The organism is Eisenbergiella sp. OF01-20, from assembly GCF_003478085.1.
GTDB lineage: Bacteria > Bacillota > Clostridia > Lachnospirales > Lachnospiraceae > Eisenbergiella.
Genome location: NZ_QUES01000039.1, coordinates 1 through 15962, shown reverse-complemented (window position 1 = coordinate 15962; position 15962 = coordinate 1). Strand labels below are relative to the sequence as shown.

Genomic DNA, 15962 nt, shown 5'->3' with positions numbered 1-15962 from the left:
ATGCCGGACTTTCCTCTTTTTTCTTTCCTCTCACCCTTTCACGGAACCGATCATGATTCCTTTGACAAAATGCTTCTGCACCAGCGGATAGAGGCATAACACCGGAACCGTAGATACAATGATGGAACTGTATTTCAGCGTCTGCGCCAGCTGTGTTTTCCGCATGATTTCGTCCGGGCTCATGGAGCTGGTAATCTGCAGCGTCATCTGCGTGGACAGCAGCAGCTTCCGCAAAATGGACTGCAGAGGGAGAAGCTGCTGGGAGTTGATATAAATCAGCGCGGAATAAAAATCATTCCAGTGCCCCACGGCATAGAAAAGAGTGATAACCGCCAGTATGGGTTTGGAAAGCGGCAAAACCACCTTCATCAGATATTGGGCCGTATTCGCGCCGTCCAGCTGGGCCGCTTCCAACAGTTCATCCGGAATGCTGTTGATAAAATAAGTGCGTGTGATAATAATATTAAATACGGAAACCGCGTTGGGAATCACCATCGCCCAGACGGTATCTATCAGATTCAGCTTATTCACTACCAGATAAGTGGGAATCAGTCCGCCGCTGAAATACATGGTTATCATGAAAAGAATCATGAAAAATTTCTTCGGCACAAAATCCTTCCTCGACAGAGGATACGCGCCGCATACGGTCAGCACCATGTTGATGGCTGTCCCCAATACCGTATAAAGAATGGTATTGGCATATCCTGTCCAGATGGTCTTATACTTGATTACCTCTTCATAAGCATCCAACGTGATACCGCGGGGGAACAGGATTACATGCCCCTGCCATACCTCGGAAGGATCGCTGATAGAAGCAATCAGCACAAACCAGAGCGGCCACACAAAAATCACCAGCAGGACAAGCATTATAAGTAAATTCACTATATCAAATATTTTATCAGGGTCAACCCTTCTTTTTTTAGCTGTTCTTCTTTTATCCATACCCGCTCCTTTACCACAGACTTTCATTGGCAAGCTTTTTTGATACCTGGTTAGCCACAATAACAAGCGCCATGTTAATCACCGAATTAAACAGCCCGACCGCTGTGGAATAGCTGTAATTGTTCTGAACCAGACCAACCCGGTATACATACGTATTGATTACATCGGAGGCGCTCATATTCAAATCGTTCTGCAGTAAAAACACTTTTTCAAATCCCACGTTCATTAAAGAGCCCATCTGCAGGATAAAGAGCATGATAATGGTGGATTTAATCCCCGGAAGATCAATATGCAGAATCCGCTGCACCTTTGTTGCACCGTCCATAATAGCGGCCTCATGCAAAGCAGGATCCACCCCGGACAAAGCGGATATATAGATGATGGAACTGTAGCCCATACTCTGCCAGACGCCGCTCCATACATAAATACTCTTAAAATATTCCGGCTTGCTCAAAAAGTCCTGGGACTCGCCTCCCAATGCCACAATGATTTGGTTCAGGATTCCGGTATTCTTATCCATAAAAATAGCGATCATACCGCAGATTACCACCGTAGAAATGAAATAAGGGGCGTAGGAAACCATCTGAAGCGTTTTCTTCAGATGCTTCAGCCTTAAATAGTTCAATAGCAAGGCAAACACAATAGGAATCGGAAACCCAATGAGCAGGGAGTAAAGGCTGATTCCAATTGTATTTTTCAATAACATTCCAAAATTAAAGCTTCCAAAAAAACGTTCGAAATATTTAAGCCCCACCCATGGGCTTCCGAAAATACCAAGTTTCACTTTAAAGTCTTTAAATGCCAACACCACTCCGCTCATGGGGGTGTATGCAAAAACGATAAAGTATATAAGAACCGGAAGAATCATCAGATACAGAATCCAGTTCTTTTTAAAATCATCAATGAGCCTGAGACGTAAGGGCCTCACCAGCTCCGGGTGGAGGTTTTTATTTTTAGTAATCGCGCCTGTGGCAGGTAATTTTTTCACGCTTGTGCATCCCCTTTCATGTATTAAAACCTTTTTGAACATAAGAGGAAGCCGCGGTGAAACGGCTGTCCTCCCAGTTCTCAGATTCTTATTCAGCGGCGTTAAAAGCATTCTGGTAAATTTCAAACAACTCAGATGCTCCCATCGTATTCATTGTGGATACATAGTTCTCCCAGCTGTCATCCAGATCCAGCGCTCCGGTAATGACCTGTGCGCCGTACTGATTGATATAGCTGTCGAGATCCGCTTTCAAAGAGGCTATGGTTTCTGTTTCTTCCGCCGTATAAGACATGGCAGGGAGGGTGACTTTACCATAATCCAGCATTTTGGAACGCTGGGAAATCAGATACGATTCATCGGGATCCGTGATTCCGGTAAACCAGAAATCAGGCTGGATGCCGGGGAATGCGGTTTGGTATTTCAATGTCCCTTTTTCCCGTACGGTTGCAATATCTTCACCGATAGGCCCGCCAATATTCCAGGACCAGGTTCCGTCGCCGTTATCAACATAGGAATTTCCTTCCACGCCGAGCCAATACAGTTCCCCGCCTTCCTGTGTATAGAGCTGATCCGCCCAGGCAACCAGTGTGGCCGGATCCTCACAGGCGTCGGTAATTAACATACAGCCATGGAAAATACCTGTGGACTGGGGATACGCCTGCCCTTCAAAAGGGGTAAGGGTCTGGTATTCTTCATCCTGGTCACGGCCTGCAAACTGGAAGGAGGCAAGGGCGCTGAAGCAGCCCAATACATCGCCGGAGCTTCCCATGGCAGCGATCTGATCATAGTTCTGGGTAAAGCTTGCCGGATCAAGGAGTCCTTCCTTATAAAGATCCGTAAAATATCTTAAAAATTCCTTGTAGCCTTCATCCGTAGGGATGTATACCAGACTGCCATCCTGATTGGCAAGCCAGGTATCGTTATCCAGGCAATATCCAAAGTAAGGAAGGTATTGCTTCAGATAATTCATGCCGTCCGGTACGGAAAGAGGGATTTCATCATCGGGATCCCCGTTTCCATTGGCATCCTGCTCCTTAAACGCGGTCAGGACTTCATGAAACTCATCCAGATTCTTAGGCTCCGACAATCCCAGATTATCCAGCCACTGGTAATTCAGCCATACATGGAAACCGGATTCAAGCTCCGCCCCTGTATTCAGGGCAGGCATTTCATAAACATGTCCATCCGGCGCCGTTATGTAAGCCCACAGATCTCTTTCATCCAATAATTTTGTGAGATTGGGGGCATAGGTTCTGATATAATCCTCCAACGGAACAAATACGCCTTCGGCTCCATACTTGTCAATATCATTTTTCTTAAGGCTTGAATAAATGAAAACATCCGGGTAATCCCCTGCGGAAAGAATAAGTCCTTCTTTTTCCGAAGCATCCTCTTCCGGAATACTGTTTACTTCAAAAGTAATGTTGCTCTGTTCATTCAGATATTTGAAAGCATCAACCTCATCCATGGGGGTATCGCCGTTAATGATACATAACATGGAAAAATTCTTTGTTTCCGCAAGCGGGAAGGTAATTCCTTCTGTTTCCCCTGCTGCCTCTTCGGATACCGCCGCCGCAGAGGTTGTATCTGCCGTACCGGCCGATTCCGTGGTACCCCCGGTTGTACCTGCTGTTTCCGATGCGCTATTTCCGCAGCCGGCCGTCATCGACGCCATCATTGCGGCAGCAAGCAATACTGCTGCTACTTTTTTCTTCATAAACCCATTTCCTCCTATACACTTGAATATCGTGCAACTTTTGTTTGCAGATTCATTATAGGTAAGATAATATGGTTAAAACAAGGACATTACTCTTTTCTTTTATTGGAAATATGCATGGTGTAAAATGCCCGGAAATGGAGGGTCTTATCCATTTATTGGAAATTCACGGTGCAATTTTTCTATCCTTTCACTGAAATATTGCACCCCAAAGACCGGTGGGCCAGAGTGGGCCAAAAGGCCATGAAGCCTGCCAATACCGAACGGGGTTCAAGTCAGATACTCCGCAGCAAACTGCGAGATCGCTGACCCTCGCGGCAGTCACTAAGCGGATGTACGAGTGCATCCGTTTGGACCGTTGCCCGCGGGAATAAAAAAAGCCCGGCCCGTCAAAAGGCCTGGCTTGATCCCGGTAACTGTTCCGTACCTTCATAGCTACGTTCATTGTACCGTTATTTTTTCTCTACTGCAATCCATATTTCGCAGGTATAGCCCGGATCGTCGATATCGGGCGACGGGTACGCTTCAAAGTCCGTCCCGCCGCAGGGCCGGTATTCGCTTGCCGGAAAAAATTCGCTGCTCACCCGGTGGTATAACCGTTGAAACGCCTCCGGCATTTTTCCCGCACATGGAAATACCGCATACGTATGAGCAGGTATTTCTACAATAGTAAAATCCTTTTCAGAAACGGGTTCCCCGTTATAGCAGACGCCAATGGCATAGGGATACTTATCGTCGCCGGCATCCTTTCCGAAGCTGGCGCCTACGATGCATTGACCAAATATGTTTTCCTCCGGAAGGTATCTGCACAGCGCAGGAATCGTCCCATCCTTCCCGCACTGCTGCCAGAAACCGGCGATATCCGCATTGGTCAGCTCCTTCCGGGACGGGTTTTTTATCCTTTTACATACGATTGGGAATGCCTCCTGCGTTACGATCCGGTAGTCCGTCATATGGCCGCCGTCCAATGTCAGCTTCACATAGAGACGGGAAAACGCTTTGATACCGGCTCCGCTGCGTGCCTGGGAAGGCGAAACGCCATGAAAACGAGTGAAAGCCCGGCTGAAGCTTTCCTGGGTATCATAGCCATATTTCACCGCGATATCCAGTATTTTGGCATTTGTGGCAGCCAGTTCGCTTCCCGCAAGAGTGAGCCGCCGCATACGGATATAATCCCCCAGCGTATAGCCGCAGAGAATACTGAAAATCCGCTGGAAATGAAAACCGGAAGAATACGCCTGCCCGGCTATTTCACTATAATCCAGTTCTTCCGTGATGTGGTCCTCCACATAATCCACGGCTTTCTGTATCCCGCTGATCCAATCCAATTTCCGGCTCCTCTCTATCTTACAGATTTTATACAAACATGGGAACTATCCGCCCGGTCAGCAGTTCCAGGATCGGGATTTCGGCCCTTTGTACGAAGCAGGAGGCAACAGCCGCCACCAGTTCCTTTTCCGGACAGACAAAAACAGCATTCCCTCCGTCGCCTATGGCCGCATAGCAATGGCTTCCCCTGTAATCGATGATCCACCACAGATAACCGTAAGGCAGTTCCCCCCACCGGCTTTTTTCCCCGGTGCTTTCCCGGATCCAGGAAGAAGATAAAATGCGTTTGCCATGGAACAGGCCTTCCTTTGCATATAATTCCCCGAATTTTACCATATCACAAAGCGTCAGGCAAAGTCCCCAGCCGGCTGTGTTCACTCCTTTGGGATCCACCACCCAGCCGGAAGGATGCCGTTCTTTCAAAAATGCAAAATGCTCTTCTTTATTGTGCAGAATCGTATTATCCGGCGTTTTTATTCCAAGAGGGGTAAAAAGATACTCCGCGGCAAAATCCCTCACAGGCATTCCCGTGGCGTTAGCTAAAATTCCCGACAAAATCTGGATCCCTACGGTGGAATATTGAAACGCACCGGTAATCCCGGCTCTGCCTCCCAGCAAATCCAGAGCCGCCCGGGTCCAGTCGGCACTTGTATACACCTTTGTGTAAGGCTCTGATCGGTACTTATAGGGAGCGGTCATTGTCAGCAGGTTCTTTAACGTGACCTTTTGTATGGTTTTTTCCCCGCGTTTGGGCGTGTAATCCGGGAAAAAATCCAGGACTTTCTGGTCGGCGCTCTGTATATCTCCCCTGTCTATGGCAATGCCGGTGAGCGCCGACAGGATACTTTTTGTTACCGACATAACATGGATGGTATCTTCAGGGCCAAACCCGTTAAAATAGGTTTCGTACATGCACTGCCCCTTCTTAACCACCTTGATGCCGGCAATGTTCCTATATTTTGTTTCCGCCAAATTTTCAAGCTCTGACATTCGGTTTTCCATTTCCGCTCCCCTCTGCGTGCTTCGGCACGCCCGCAGACCAGGGCAGGTAAAAGCGTATTGCATGTGTCCCCATCTCCCCGGTATTATCCGCTTTGGCTGTGTATACAGTAACATACAGCGTTCATTATACAGGGAAACTATCGACAGGGCCTGACTTTTTGTGCGCAGTGGTGTTATGGAGTTTATCCCGTATTCAGGGTCAGAAAATGTCTGCCAGGCTGTCCAGACCATATCTTGCGGCAACATCCTGCAAACCTGTTTTGATCTCTTCTCTGGTGTAGTTGTTTTTTTCCAGACAGGCATCCTCTTTTTCGTTCACATAGGAATAAAACAGGAGGGCGGTTTTTAATGCCTCTTTATCACCTGCATCGATAAAGGAATATAATGCGTTCTCGGCCTCATTGATGTTTCCGTCATCGATACTTTTTTTTAACTCTTCCCAGACAGCCCTGCTTTGCTTCTCCTCCAGAAGGGCCTCCGTTGGCGCGTCTGTGTCCACGCCGAAAAGGAATTTCAGCAGCGCTCGGACCATTTCTTTTATGGTTCGCATAATGTAATCTTCTTCAAACATTTGGAGGCCCCTTTCTAACGGATGCAGTGTTTATTTTATTGTACTCTGAAATGTTTTAATACTATTTTGACATTTTCTCACATTCCATTATTAAAGCTTTTATTCTTCCAATGGTATTTGTTTTATTTTTCTTTTCTTCTGCACTCTGCACTTCTTTGCCCATACACCAATGAATAAGGGTCGTTATCATTTGTTCATCGGAAATATCTATACTGCTTTGTTCTGTTCCATCGTTTTCATATATACTGGTATAGACACCTTTTAACAAACGGCCACCTATAACTAATGCCCTAAAATCATCAGAATTATCAATCAAATTTTTGGAGAAAAATCTAAAACTTTTTGTCGGAGATTCAAGTTCAACATCTGATTCAAAATAAATTTTTAAAACATGTTCGTCAATGCTATGGTTAAAAATGTGCTTTCTATTTCTTGCAACATTTCCAGAATTATTGAAATTAGTAATCGCATTCTCAATTACATTTTTGTACTTTGCCTCCGTAAAATCAGTTTCATTTTCTTTTTCTTCATTTGCCAGTTTGAACCATATTTCATATCTCATTCCTCTCCCTCCCGTACAAACACATTAACCTTCCTATTGCGGCTACGGCAGTATTGCCTTCCTACAACAGAAATATATCCTCGTTTAACTGCATTTCCAATAGCACCTGCTACTTGATTTCTGGTATAGCCCAGCGATAAAAAGTATTTCATGATACTTTCTGCATCTTGTGGCTTCGGGTTCTTTGCTCCAAAAAAATTCATTAACATAGTAGTCATAACATACCTCCATATTTCCCAATTTCAAAGTCAATTCCGTTAACAGTTTTTATTTTAAACTATAAATCAAATTCTGTCAACAGTTTTTATTTTATTTTTCATCAAATTATTTAGTTATGCGAAGCCTTAACCAGGACGCCCAATCATAGGCATACCTCTGAAAAAATTGTCCATAACTCCCTATCTTTTACATTAACCTGTCCGTATGATCAAAGAAATCCCTCACCCTACGGCGAAGGACTATCCTTTTAACCCAACCATTTATATCCTGTATATTGATCCATGGCAAGCTTTTTTGTACCTGTATTTTGGCAGTCACCTATTGGAAGTATAATGGGGTTGTACAATTATAGTAAATGCCAGGTTTATTCCCGGTATGATAATGCACGCTTTCTTAAAAAGTGTCAATCTTAACCCCTTCCTGCTCCACCTTTTTTCCCACCTCCAGCATGGTTTCAAACAATTTCCGCTGCCCCTCAAAGAACGGCTCCTCCATCATTCTTTGCAGCTCTTTGCAGTCATGCTCCGTAAGATCCTTCCCATTCTTACAGTACTGCAGATACGTCCCCCGATCCATATAACGGGTTTTGAAAGGAATACCCGTTTTCCGGCACAAATCCTTCCAGATTTTAAAGCCGCCGCAATCCAAATCTCCGAAATGTGCATATTTACAATTGGGAAATACCCGATACAGTTCCTGCAGAAACTGCCGCTTCATACGATTATGATAGCCGCCCAGATAAATGGCCAGGGTATCTTCTTCCTGCCACCGATGGAATGAAGTAAGATTTTCTATTGTTACGATTTGTCTGACCTGCCTGTTGTCCTCCCAACATATGGCTCCGATATCCTGACTGGACAGACCGATTCCGCCCTTCAACGTATCAAGGCAAATGTGGCAGCCGGACATATCCGCCGCATCCTGTCCGCCCGCCCCTTTTGGGGGCAGCATAAACGCCCCGCTGCCCTTTACCATCACCCAGGACGGATTCTTAAAAATATTGAATTCCTCCAATACCTGTTCCGCCGTCAGCTCCGTCAGTGCGGCCCCCGGATAAAACCGTGCAATAATGCCTGCTGCCCCGACAATCTCCTTCTCCGCCGCCTTGGAATCCTTTAGATACTGCACGGAAAATTCCCGTAAAAAAATCTCCTTTTGATTCTCAAAAATATGCCCAATCAACCCGCAGCGTTCCGCCAACTCCTGCGGATGATCCCTATCCACATACTGCGCCACACTCATCCCCTGCCCGATTCTTTGCTCCACATACTGTAAAAAGGCATCCAGAACAGGATGTCGGCCCCGATACTCCCGGCAGACAGAAAGCACATCCTCTTCCTTTTGCTTTCTGGTCCTGCGTTGGAGATATGCGTATATTTCATCCACATGTCCCGTCTGCAGCAGGCACTTTTCCAAAATGTGCCCTGCTTTTCCCTTCTGCCAGATCAGACGCACAAATCCCTTTTGCTCCGCTTCCGCAAGCTGGGCATGCACCAGTTCAAACTGCATGGAGGTTTCGTCAAAGTATTCCGGCAATGTGCTCCTTTTTACCGAAAAAGCAATGCTCTGTTTCCTCTGGTTCTGTCCGGTATACAAAAGGCTGCTTTCATACGTATCCAACAGTCTGTTCAATATTTTCTCATCATACCGCTTCATACCCGTGTAAAGTCCTCCACATAACTCATTTTGTCATCCTGAAGTACGAGCAGCACCTTCTTCACCGCAGGACCGATATACTGGATCTTATCAGGCGGAGCTGCAATGATAACCTGCAGATTGGAATGGGTCAAAAATTCCAGCACACCCGAAATCCGCTCGTCATCCATATTATTAAAAGCTTCATCCAGCATCACCAGACCAATGGCATCCCCACCGATGCTGTTTCGGTATAACTGCATAAAAGAAGCCGCCACCGTGATATAAAACGGCGTCTGGGTCTCCCCGCCGCTCTTTTCCCGGCTGACCTTGGAGTACAGCATATAGCTTTGATCCTCGCCCGTAATTTTGATATCGTAGTCCATATAGGTCCGGTAGTCTGTATATTCCTCCAGCGTTTTGGCACTGTTTTCATCATCCAGCGCCAGCTTTTCAAACAGCTCCTCGATGACCTCCCGATGATTCTGGCTGAACATGCTGCTGAAAATGGATTCTCCCTGCATGACGTTAAAATCATCCATGATCATCTGATAGAACTTTTTCAGTTTTCTGCTGGGTTCATATAAAAATTCATACTGCTCTCTGGAAAAATGAATCTCCCCCAGCGAGCGGTTCAGCTCCTTAAACTCGTTCTGCGCCTGCTTGATATTCTCCTGCAGCCGGGATAAAAACTGTTCCCGGAACTCATCCTCCGCCGCCTGTCTGGCTTTATAGACCTTTTCCTCATATTCCAAAAGCCTGGAATTTTTCAGCTTGTCATATTCCGCCAAAAACTCCGGATAGCCCTGCAGCGATTCCGCCGCACCAAAATCATGGGCCACCTTATATTCCCGCATCAGCGTAATCATTTCGCCTTCCGCCTTCTCCTTTAAGGTCCAGTTAGCCTTGCGCGCACGTTCGAAATTCTCTTTAAACCGCTGTAACTCCTTTCCCTCTTTCAGCTTTTCATATTCCTTATTGCATTCCGCCGTATCGGAGCCAAGCTTTTCAAGCAGCTGGGCCAACACCGCCTGCTGCCCGGACAACTGTGCTGTCAGGGTAACCAGAAGCGCTTCCTGCTGTTTTGCTTCTTCCCTGCAGCCGCCCTGCCGCATCGCAGCTTCCTTTATCTCAAGATCCAGCTGTTCCATGCTTCCCCGCAGTTCTTCGAGATGAAGCCTCTTTTGAATCAGTGTCTGGTTCGCATGCAGCTGCTTCATAGACTCCCTGCAATCTGCAAGCTGTTTTTCATGCGTCCGTTTTTCTTCCAGTGCCGTCAGGCGGTATTTCACTTCCGTATCTGCATCGGTCCCCAGCGGCTTTGACACAAAATCCAACTGTCCGATCCGCGACTTCAGGGCAGACTCCTGCTCCTGAAGGGTTTTCTGCTGCCTGCGGCACTGCTCCAGCTGCCGCAGATAAGCGTGTGTACCGATATAAGGCGTCTCATATACCTCCGGTTTGATGGCGCTGACCACATGGTTCTGATAACGCATACACTGTCTGGTAATCGCAACGGGATACTGCTTCAAATCCTGATACTTCTGGCACATATGCACCTTGCCCAGAACCATATTGACATATCTCTTTGCCCATATGTTTGCAGAAGTCACCACCTCCGCCAGAGAGTCTGCCGGAACTTCATCGTATTTTTCCAGCTTTCCCGTGTTAATCAGACCCGCACCATAGGCCTTCCGGTTCTCCCGCATCCTGTCATAAACGCTCAGAGCCAGATCAAAATCCTCCGGCTCCACCAACAAATAAAAGCGCTGGTTGTTCAGATAGCCTTCCACCGCATTCTGCCAGGCGGAATTCCCAATATCCAAAAGCTCACATAATACCCGGACTTCCGAGCTTCTTCCCACCTGCCGCAGCTGTTCCTTAATACGCTGCCGTAACTGTGTTACACTGTCCGGATATGTCAGCTGCTTCTTTTCCAATTGTTCGATACGCATTTTTAACCCGGACAACTCCACCTGGCAGCGACCCAATTCCACCTTTGTCTCCGCCAGCTTCATCTGCACCTTCTTATACATCGCCTTTTTATAGGAAAGAACTTTTTCCAGACACATACTCACGTCAACCAGACTTTCGCATTCCTCCAGCTTTTTCAGAAAAGCAACATACTCCTTCACACATCCGTCCGCATCCTTTATCTGCAAAAGCTGTTCTGCATCCGCAAGAGCCGCCTTAACCGCGCCGCAGAGCACAGTCATTTCTTTTTTATCCGATTCCAGACGGGCTTTCAAGCCTGTTTCCTGCAGTTCCAGTTCATGCAGCGCCTGATAATCAGTATCCGTATTTAACTCCACCGACAAATCCGTGATAATCTGCTGCCGCTGCCGCCTGGCTTCCTGCAGTCCTTCCTCTCTGCGCTTCTGCTCTTTTTCCCGCATCTGCGCACTGTCCCGCTTTGCCTTCGCATCCCTTACAGCCTCCTGTGTCAGCTCCACGTCCACCCGTGCCAGATAATATTCCTGATACCGATCCCGGCGCAGGCCGTTTTCCACCTCGGCTTCTTTTACGTTAATTGCCTCCAGCTTTGCAATCCTTTTTTTACATCCTGCAGCATACGCTCCAAATCCTGATAGCTGCGGACATTTTCTTTTAAAGCGTCAATATTAACTTCCTTCTCATCCAAAACATAAGAATATACAAAGTCTTTGATATCATGGATCGGCTTAAAAGCAAGAGCCTTAGGAATCAGGGAAAAGAACTTATCCTCCAGACGGCCAAATCTCGCCTGCACCATCTTTTTCGCTTCCGTCTGCGTATTGGCAAAGGTTTTGATCCCTTTGTTTGTCGCCCGGAAAACCGAAATAGATTTCACTTTATTACCCTGCAAAAACAAATCATCCGACAGCCGCTTATTTTCTATTAGGTACCATCCGACATTCGGTTCTTTTTCCTCAGAAGCAGAATCCATCACCGCCCCCACTACAAAGGGCTGTTTTCTCGCTTCATCCCAAAACTCCAGGGCGATATGGCTGCTGATTTCCCCTGTACGCTCATAGGGCCGATCCTCCCGCCCGGTTTTGCACCTCATATAGCTGTTTAAATTCCGCTTACCCTTTTCATGGGCCGCCTTATTAAAATGCACCTTGGAGCAGGTCACCACAAATTGAATCGCATCCAGGAGCGTAGACTTGCCCGCCCCGTTTTCTCCCGAAAGCAGGACGGAATCATCCAGCTCAATGAGCTCGTTTCCAAACCGATGCCAGTTAATCAGCCGAATCCTGCACAGCCTCTTCATCTTCCGTTTTCCCCCCTTTCCGGTACAGCGCAATCATATCGTTCACCCGTTTGATATCCTCTACACGCACTGCCATCAATATAGAATCGTAAATAATCACACGGGATTCCTCCTGCATCAGATCTCGATCCAGAAGTTCCACCAGATTAAACCGCTTAAACAAACGGAGCGCGTTGTTCATCGTTGTTTTATCAATTTGTTTTTCACGGATCTTTAAGGAGATATATTTTTCCTGAATATCTCCCAGATTCACTACCACATCGGTCAGAGAAAGCTCCCGCTTCTTCTCATCATACAAAATCCGCAGGATTAAAAGAATGACGGAATCATTAAGCCTCAGATTCCAATGATTATAATTCTCCCTGTTTACCAGCTGGATTACCCCATATTCCTCATTAATTTCCAGCGTATATCCCAGCACACCCAAATACCGCCCAAACACCGTCTTCCAGCGCTGAATGAAATAAAAATCGCTCTTCGTCGCTTCATTACGTCTGACAATAAAACAAATACTCATCAGTTTATTGCAGACCCGGCGGAACTCATCCCTATCTTTTTGCAGCATTCCTTCAAATAAATCCATCTATCTATCTGCCCTCCTTTCGCCGTATGAGAAAATCCCGGAACCCAAATCCGCATTTTACAGTCTTCTCCTTCAATTCCAGCGTATAATCCATATTTTTCCGCTGCCCGTACAAACGGATATAAATCAGCCGGATGAACGTATCCCCTTCGCCGACAGGGAACTCAGACGCCGCCATAACCCTCTTGTCTCCCAACATCTGAGCCACATAAGCGTTAATTTTATCCGGGCTTAAAATCCGCGCCAGCTTTTCTGCCATCCGCCTGCGTTTCTCTTCCCGCAGCCCATCATCCGCCTCAAAGCATTCCATGACCTCCGGTATAAATTCCTTCTTCCCTTCCACCGGCGCATACAAAGAATCCATATCCAGATACTCCCAGGAAAAAAGCTTTATCAGCCGATCCATCTCTTCCAGCTCATAGACTGCATTATAATCTAGCTTTTTTTCTGTAATTCGTTCATTCAGAAAAATAAGAATGTCCTTTAACTGGCTGCGCACATCCTCCCCGGAGGACAATAAAAAACGCGCCCGGTTAATAGCAGCCCGCTGATACCGCGTATTCTTTTTATTAATCTCACCTAAAATCTCATCCATCTGCCGGAAGGCATCGATTACCTCATGCAGCATGGACAACACTTCTTCTCTTGCTTCCTCTTCGGAAATTTCCTTTAATTCTGCGAGTTCGCCAGAAGCCTTATTTAAAAATCGCGCACTGCGGCTATTGCTCTCCAGCCGCTCCACTATTTCCGGGCGGAACTTGGAAACATTGTCCGAGGTCAGAAGCCGGTGGTATGCCTTATCCACTACATTAGTATAATAATCATTTAAAAGCGCATCCATGATTTCCGCCACCGTGGAATGCTTCGTCAGTTCATCAATATATCGTTTGATATTCGCATTCAGGCTTTTAAGCCCGGTAATCAGCGCATCCGTATTCTCCACGATCTGCAAAAGCCCGATACCGGGATTATCCAAACCGGCACGGGCTAAACTGTAAATGGTATAAATATACCCCTGATATTCGGTTCTCTTTTCTTCCGAAATGGCAAGCAATGTCTTCATTACCTGAACGGCATAATCCCGGAAATTCACCCGCTGTACGTAGCTGTGATCCGTATCCACCGCTATCCAGCCATAACCCTCCAGCCTGCGCAGGATAAAATTCGCCTTATCCCGACTGTTCATACTGCCTGCAGCATCCCCGCTGCCCCTTTGATCCAATTCCTCCTCCGGCATCTGCGCCGCCATTTCCGAATCAAAATAAAACTGCAGTTCATCTACCAGAACATCCCGCTCCACACCAAAAGATAACTGCCGGTTGGTCACCGCGAACAACCGGCAGATGCATTCCCAATATACTAATTTCCCCGGCGCTGCCAGAGGGTAGAAAAAATTTGCTGGGATGATGTCGAATAGCATATGGATATTGGCTCCTGTACCTGGTGTGATCTGTTTGTTGAGAAATAATCTATCGACATTTTAGCATTGTGTATGGAGGAATTCAAGGAAATGTTTTGGGACATTATTTTCGTATGAAATTATGTACTACTTCCATAAAAAACATCCAATTTACCTATAAAATAATTAAAACTTGGTGAAGCATTTTTTCTAATATCTAACAACGCACCGACTTTTCCTGCACACTCACATTTAAACATTCCGATTTCATAATACGATGAGACATCCCTTTTAAGGGTTTGCAAGCCTCCTTTATATACAATATCAGCCAAATACTCCCAGGTTCCAATAATACTATCTTGGATATACCTTTGCAGTAATTGCCTTTTAGCAGTTGGATATGCCGTTAACAACGCTTCACTATCACCAAGCAGCCACGCCTCCATTTCTTCAATCGCTATGCAAAAAAACACTTGTATCGATATTTCTAATTGTTTATACTTCCGCCCGCTGGCAGAGCGGTGTCCCTGGGACGGAAAAGGAATGTTCACCAGATCCTCTCAGGCCATGGGGATGAGACCGGTCAAGTGTGCCAGCCTCATCTGACACACTTGACGCCTTCGGGCTCATCGGAATGTCCGGCCTGATGGACTGGCGAATATCCTTTTCCGTCCTGGGGATACCACTCTGCCAGCGGGCGGAAGGCCATTTTGCTCCTGCGAAGTTTGAGTCAATTATCCATGTTATTTGGGGTTACTGATTTTTTGTTGCTATAGTTTTACCAATTATTTTTCTTCACAATAAGGAATCCTAAAATAATCTAAATATGCTTTAAACTGATCCTGTGCCGTCAAACAAGTATCTCTAAGATAACCTTTCTCTATGTTCCATTCATGAAGCCCCCGATAATAAAACATTTTTAGACTCTCGTCAATAATAAAAGGAACAACATTATTTTTCAGGCATTCTTTTAGTAATAGCAGTCTTCCAACACGCCCATTTCCATCTTGAAAAGGATGGATACGTTCAAATTTTACATGAAAATCCAAAATTTCATCCATCGATTTTATCTTCGATTCATTGTAGCTCTTTAACAGTTTTTGTATCTCTTCCTGTACTCGTTCAGGAGCTGTTGTTTCCAATCCTCCAACCTCGTTTGGCAATTTTTTATAGCCGCCTACAACAAACCAATCTTTACGACTGTCACTTGTTCCATTTTTTAGCACGGCATGAAGATCCTTTATAAACTTTTCTGTCAACTGATAAGCCGCCTGATCGATTACCATATCAATACATCTAAAATGATTTGCAGTTTCCACAATATCATCCACATTAAATGTCTCGTTCGTTACACCTATTGTATTAGTTTCATAAATATAGCGTGTTTGATCATGCGTCAGTCTGCTCCCTTCTATATGGTTCGAGTTATAGGTAAATTCAATTTGTATTTTATGATAAATTCCACCTGATACTTTTCCTGCTTTTTCCTGTTTTAAAATATCCAGTAATGTGTCTGGTACCCTCTGTTTTTTATTTATACGATTAGGACGAACAGCAGTTTCTGGAATGTTCCATGTTTTTCCCGTTAAAAAGGCATCTGGTATCCGTCCCTGCAAACAATAGTTGCGTACTGTACGTTCCGCTATATTCCATCTCTTTGCCATTTCCGCCACTGATATATATTTCATATGCTTTCCTCCATATAAGTTATGGTAGTGTCAAGTCTGACACCCCGTTTTTTATTAAAAACCTTGTATTTCCA

The 15962-nt window shown here is 45.8% G+C and carries 15 protein-coding genes; all 15 read right to left on the bottom strand.

Annotated elements, in window-relative coordinates:
• Positions 1-30: 30 nt before the first annotated feature.
• Positions 31-942 carry a carbohydrate ABC transporter permease gene (locus DXA36_RS27690; RefSeq protein WP_118682504.1) on the bottom strand — a complete coding sequence of 304 codons (912 nt, stop codon included), beginning with the start codon at positions 940-942 and terminating at the stop codon, positions 31-33.
• A gap of 10 nt (positions 943-952) precedes the next feature.
• The gene (locus tag DXA36_RS27685; RefSeq protein ID WP_118682537.1) at positions 953-1930 is read right to left on the bottom strand and encodes an ABC transporter permease; all 978 of its coding nucleotides are present in this window, start codon (positions 1928-1930) and stop codon (positions 953-955) included.
• An 88-nt stretch (positions 1931-2018) separates the two neighbouring features.
• Positions 2019-3647 carry an extracellular solute-binding protein gene (locus DXA36_RS27680; protein WP_118682503.1) on the bottom strand — a complete coding sequence of 543 codons (1629 nt, stop codon included), beginning with the start codon at positions 3645-3647 and terminating at the stop codon, positions 2019-2021.
• Between the two features lie 452 nt (positions 3648-4099).
• A complete protein-coding gene (locus DXA36_RS27675) occupies positions 4100-4975 on the bottom strand; it encodes an AraC family transcriptional regulator (RefSeq protein WP_118682536.1) in 876 nt (291 codons plus the stop codon).
• A 28-nt stretch (positions 4976-5003) separates the two neighbouring features.
• Complete coding sequence (locus DXA36_RS27670; RefSeq protein ID WP_118682502.1) at positions 5004-5978, bottom strand: serine hydrolase domain-containing protein; 975 nt, start codon at positions 5976-5978, stop codon at positions 5004-5006.
• 199 nt (positions 5979-6177) lie between these two features.
• Entirely contained in the window at positions 6178-6549 is a 372-nt protein-coding gene (locus DXA36_RS27665) for a DUF6483 family protein (RefSeq protein ID WP_118682501.1), read from the bottom strand.
• 61 nt (positions 6550-6610) lie between these two features.
• The gene (locus DXA36_RS27660; protein ID WP_118682500.1) at positions 6611-7111 is read right to left on the bottom strand and encodes a hypothetical protein; all 501 of its coding nucleotides are present in this window, start codon (positions 7109-7111) and stop codon (positions 6611-6613) included.
• Positions 7108-7329: a hypothetical protein gene (locus tag DXA36_RS27655; RefSeq protein WP_118682499.1), complete on the bottom strand. Its 222-nt coding sequence runs from the start codon at positions 7327-7329 to the stop codon at positions 7108-7110. Before DXA36_RS27655 ends, DXA36_RS27660 begins: the two co-directional genes overlap by 4 nt.
• Before the next feature lie 394 nt (positions 7330-7723).
• The gene (locus DXA36_RS27650) at positions 7724-8986 is read right to left on the bottom strand and encodes a Wadjet anti-phage system protein JetD domain-containing protein (protein WP_118682498.1); all 1263 of its coding nucleotides are present in this window, start codon (positions 8984-8986) and stop codon (positions 7724-7726) included.
• The gene (locus DXA36_RS27645) at positions 8983-11475 is read right to left on the bottom strand and encodes an SbcC/MukB-like Walker B domain-containing protein (protein ID WP_118682497.1); all 2493 of its coding nucleotides are present in this window, start codon (positions 11473-11475) and stop codon (positions 8983-8985) included. Before DXA36_RS27645 ends, DXA36_RS27650 begins: the two co-directional genes overlap by 4 nt.
• Positions 11476-11486: 11 nt before the next feature.
• Positions 11487-12218, bottom strand: a complete 732-nt coding sequence (locus tag DXA36_RS27640) for an ATP-binding protein (protein ID WP_118682496.1) — start codon at positions 12216-12218, stop codon at positions 11487-11489.
• The gene (locus DXA36_RS27635; RefSeq protein ID WP_118682495.1) at positions 12187-12801 is read right to left on the bottom strand and encodes a DUF4194 domain-containing protein; all 615 of its coding nucleotides are present in this window, start codon (positions 12799-12801) and stop codon (positions 12187-12189) included. The genes DXA36_RS27640 and DXA36_RS27635 overlap by 32 nt, the downstream gene beginning before the upstream one ends.
• Before the next feature lie 4 nt (positions 12802-12805).
• A complete protein-coding gene (locus DXA36_RS27630) occupies positions 12806-14221 on the bottom strand; it encodes a Wadjet anti-phage system protein JetA family protein (protein ID WP_118682494.1) in 1416 nt (471 codons plus the stop codon).
• A 119-nt stretch (positions 14222-14340) separates the two neighbouring features.
• On the bottom strand, positions 14341-14751 hold the full coding sequence (locus DXA36_RS27625) for a hypothetical protein (RefSeq protein WP_182479283.1): 411 nt from the start codon (positions 14749-14751) through the stop codon (positions 14341-14343).
• Between the two features lie 234 nt (positions 14752-14985).
• A complete protein-coding gene (locus DXA36_RS27620) occupies positions 14986-15888 on the bottom strand; it encodes a Fic family protein (RefSeq protein WP_118682493.1) in 903 nt (300 codons plus the stop codon).
• Positions 15889-15962 lie beyond the last annotated feature (74 nt).

Bases quoted from the DNA above. Each gene is read 5' to 3' on its own strand.
- DXA36_RS27690 (WP_118682504.1), bottom strand. From the start codon at position 942: ATGGATAAAAGAAGAACAGCTAAAAAAAGAAGGGTTGACCCTGATAAA.
- DXA36_RS27680 (WP_118682503.1), bottom strand. From the start codon at position 3,647: ATGAAGAAAAAAGTAGCAGCAGTATTGCTTGCTGCCGCAATGATGGCG.
- DXA36_RS27670 (WP_118682502.1), bottom strand. From the start codon at position 5,978: ATGGAAAACCGAATGTCAGAGCTTGAAAATTTGGCGGAAACAAAATAT.
- DXA36_RS27665 (WP_118682501.1), bottom strand. From the start codon at position 6,549: ATGTTTGAAGAAGATTACATTATGCGAACCATAAAAGAAATGGTCCGA.
- DXA36_RS27660 (WP_118682500.1), bottom strand. From the start codon at position 7,111: ATGAGATATGAAATATGGTTCAAACTGGCAAATGAAGAAAAAGAAAAT.
- DXA36_RS27655 (WP_118682499.1), bottom strand. From the start codon at position 7,329: ATGACTACTATGTTAATGAATTTTTTTGGAGCAAAGAACCCGAAGCCA.
- DXA36_RS27650 (WP_118682498.1), bottom strand. From the start codon at position 8,986: ATGAAGCGGTATGATGAGAAAATATTGAACAGACTGTTGGATACGTAT.
- DXA36_RS27640 (WP_118682496.1), bottom strand. From the start codon at position 12,218: ATGAAGAGGCTGTGCAGGATTCGGCTGATTAACTGGCATCGGTTTGGA.
- DXA36_RS27635 (WP_118682495.1), bottom strand. From the start codon at position 12,801: ATGGATTTATTTGAAGGAATGCTGCAAAAAGATAGGGATGAGTTCCGC.
- DXA36_RS27630 (WP_118682494.1), bottom strand. From the start codon at position 14,221: ATGCTATTCGACATCATCCCAGCAAATTTTTTCTACCCTCTGGCAGCG.
- DXA36_RS27620 (WP_118682493.1), bottom strand. From the start codon at position 15,888: ATGAAATATATATCAGTGGCGGAAATGGCAAAGAGATGGAATATAGCG.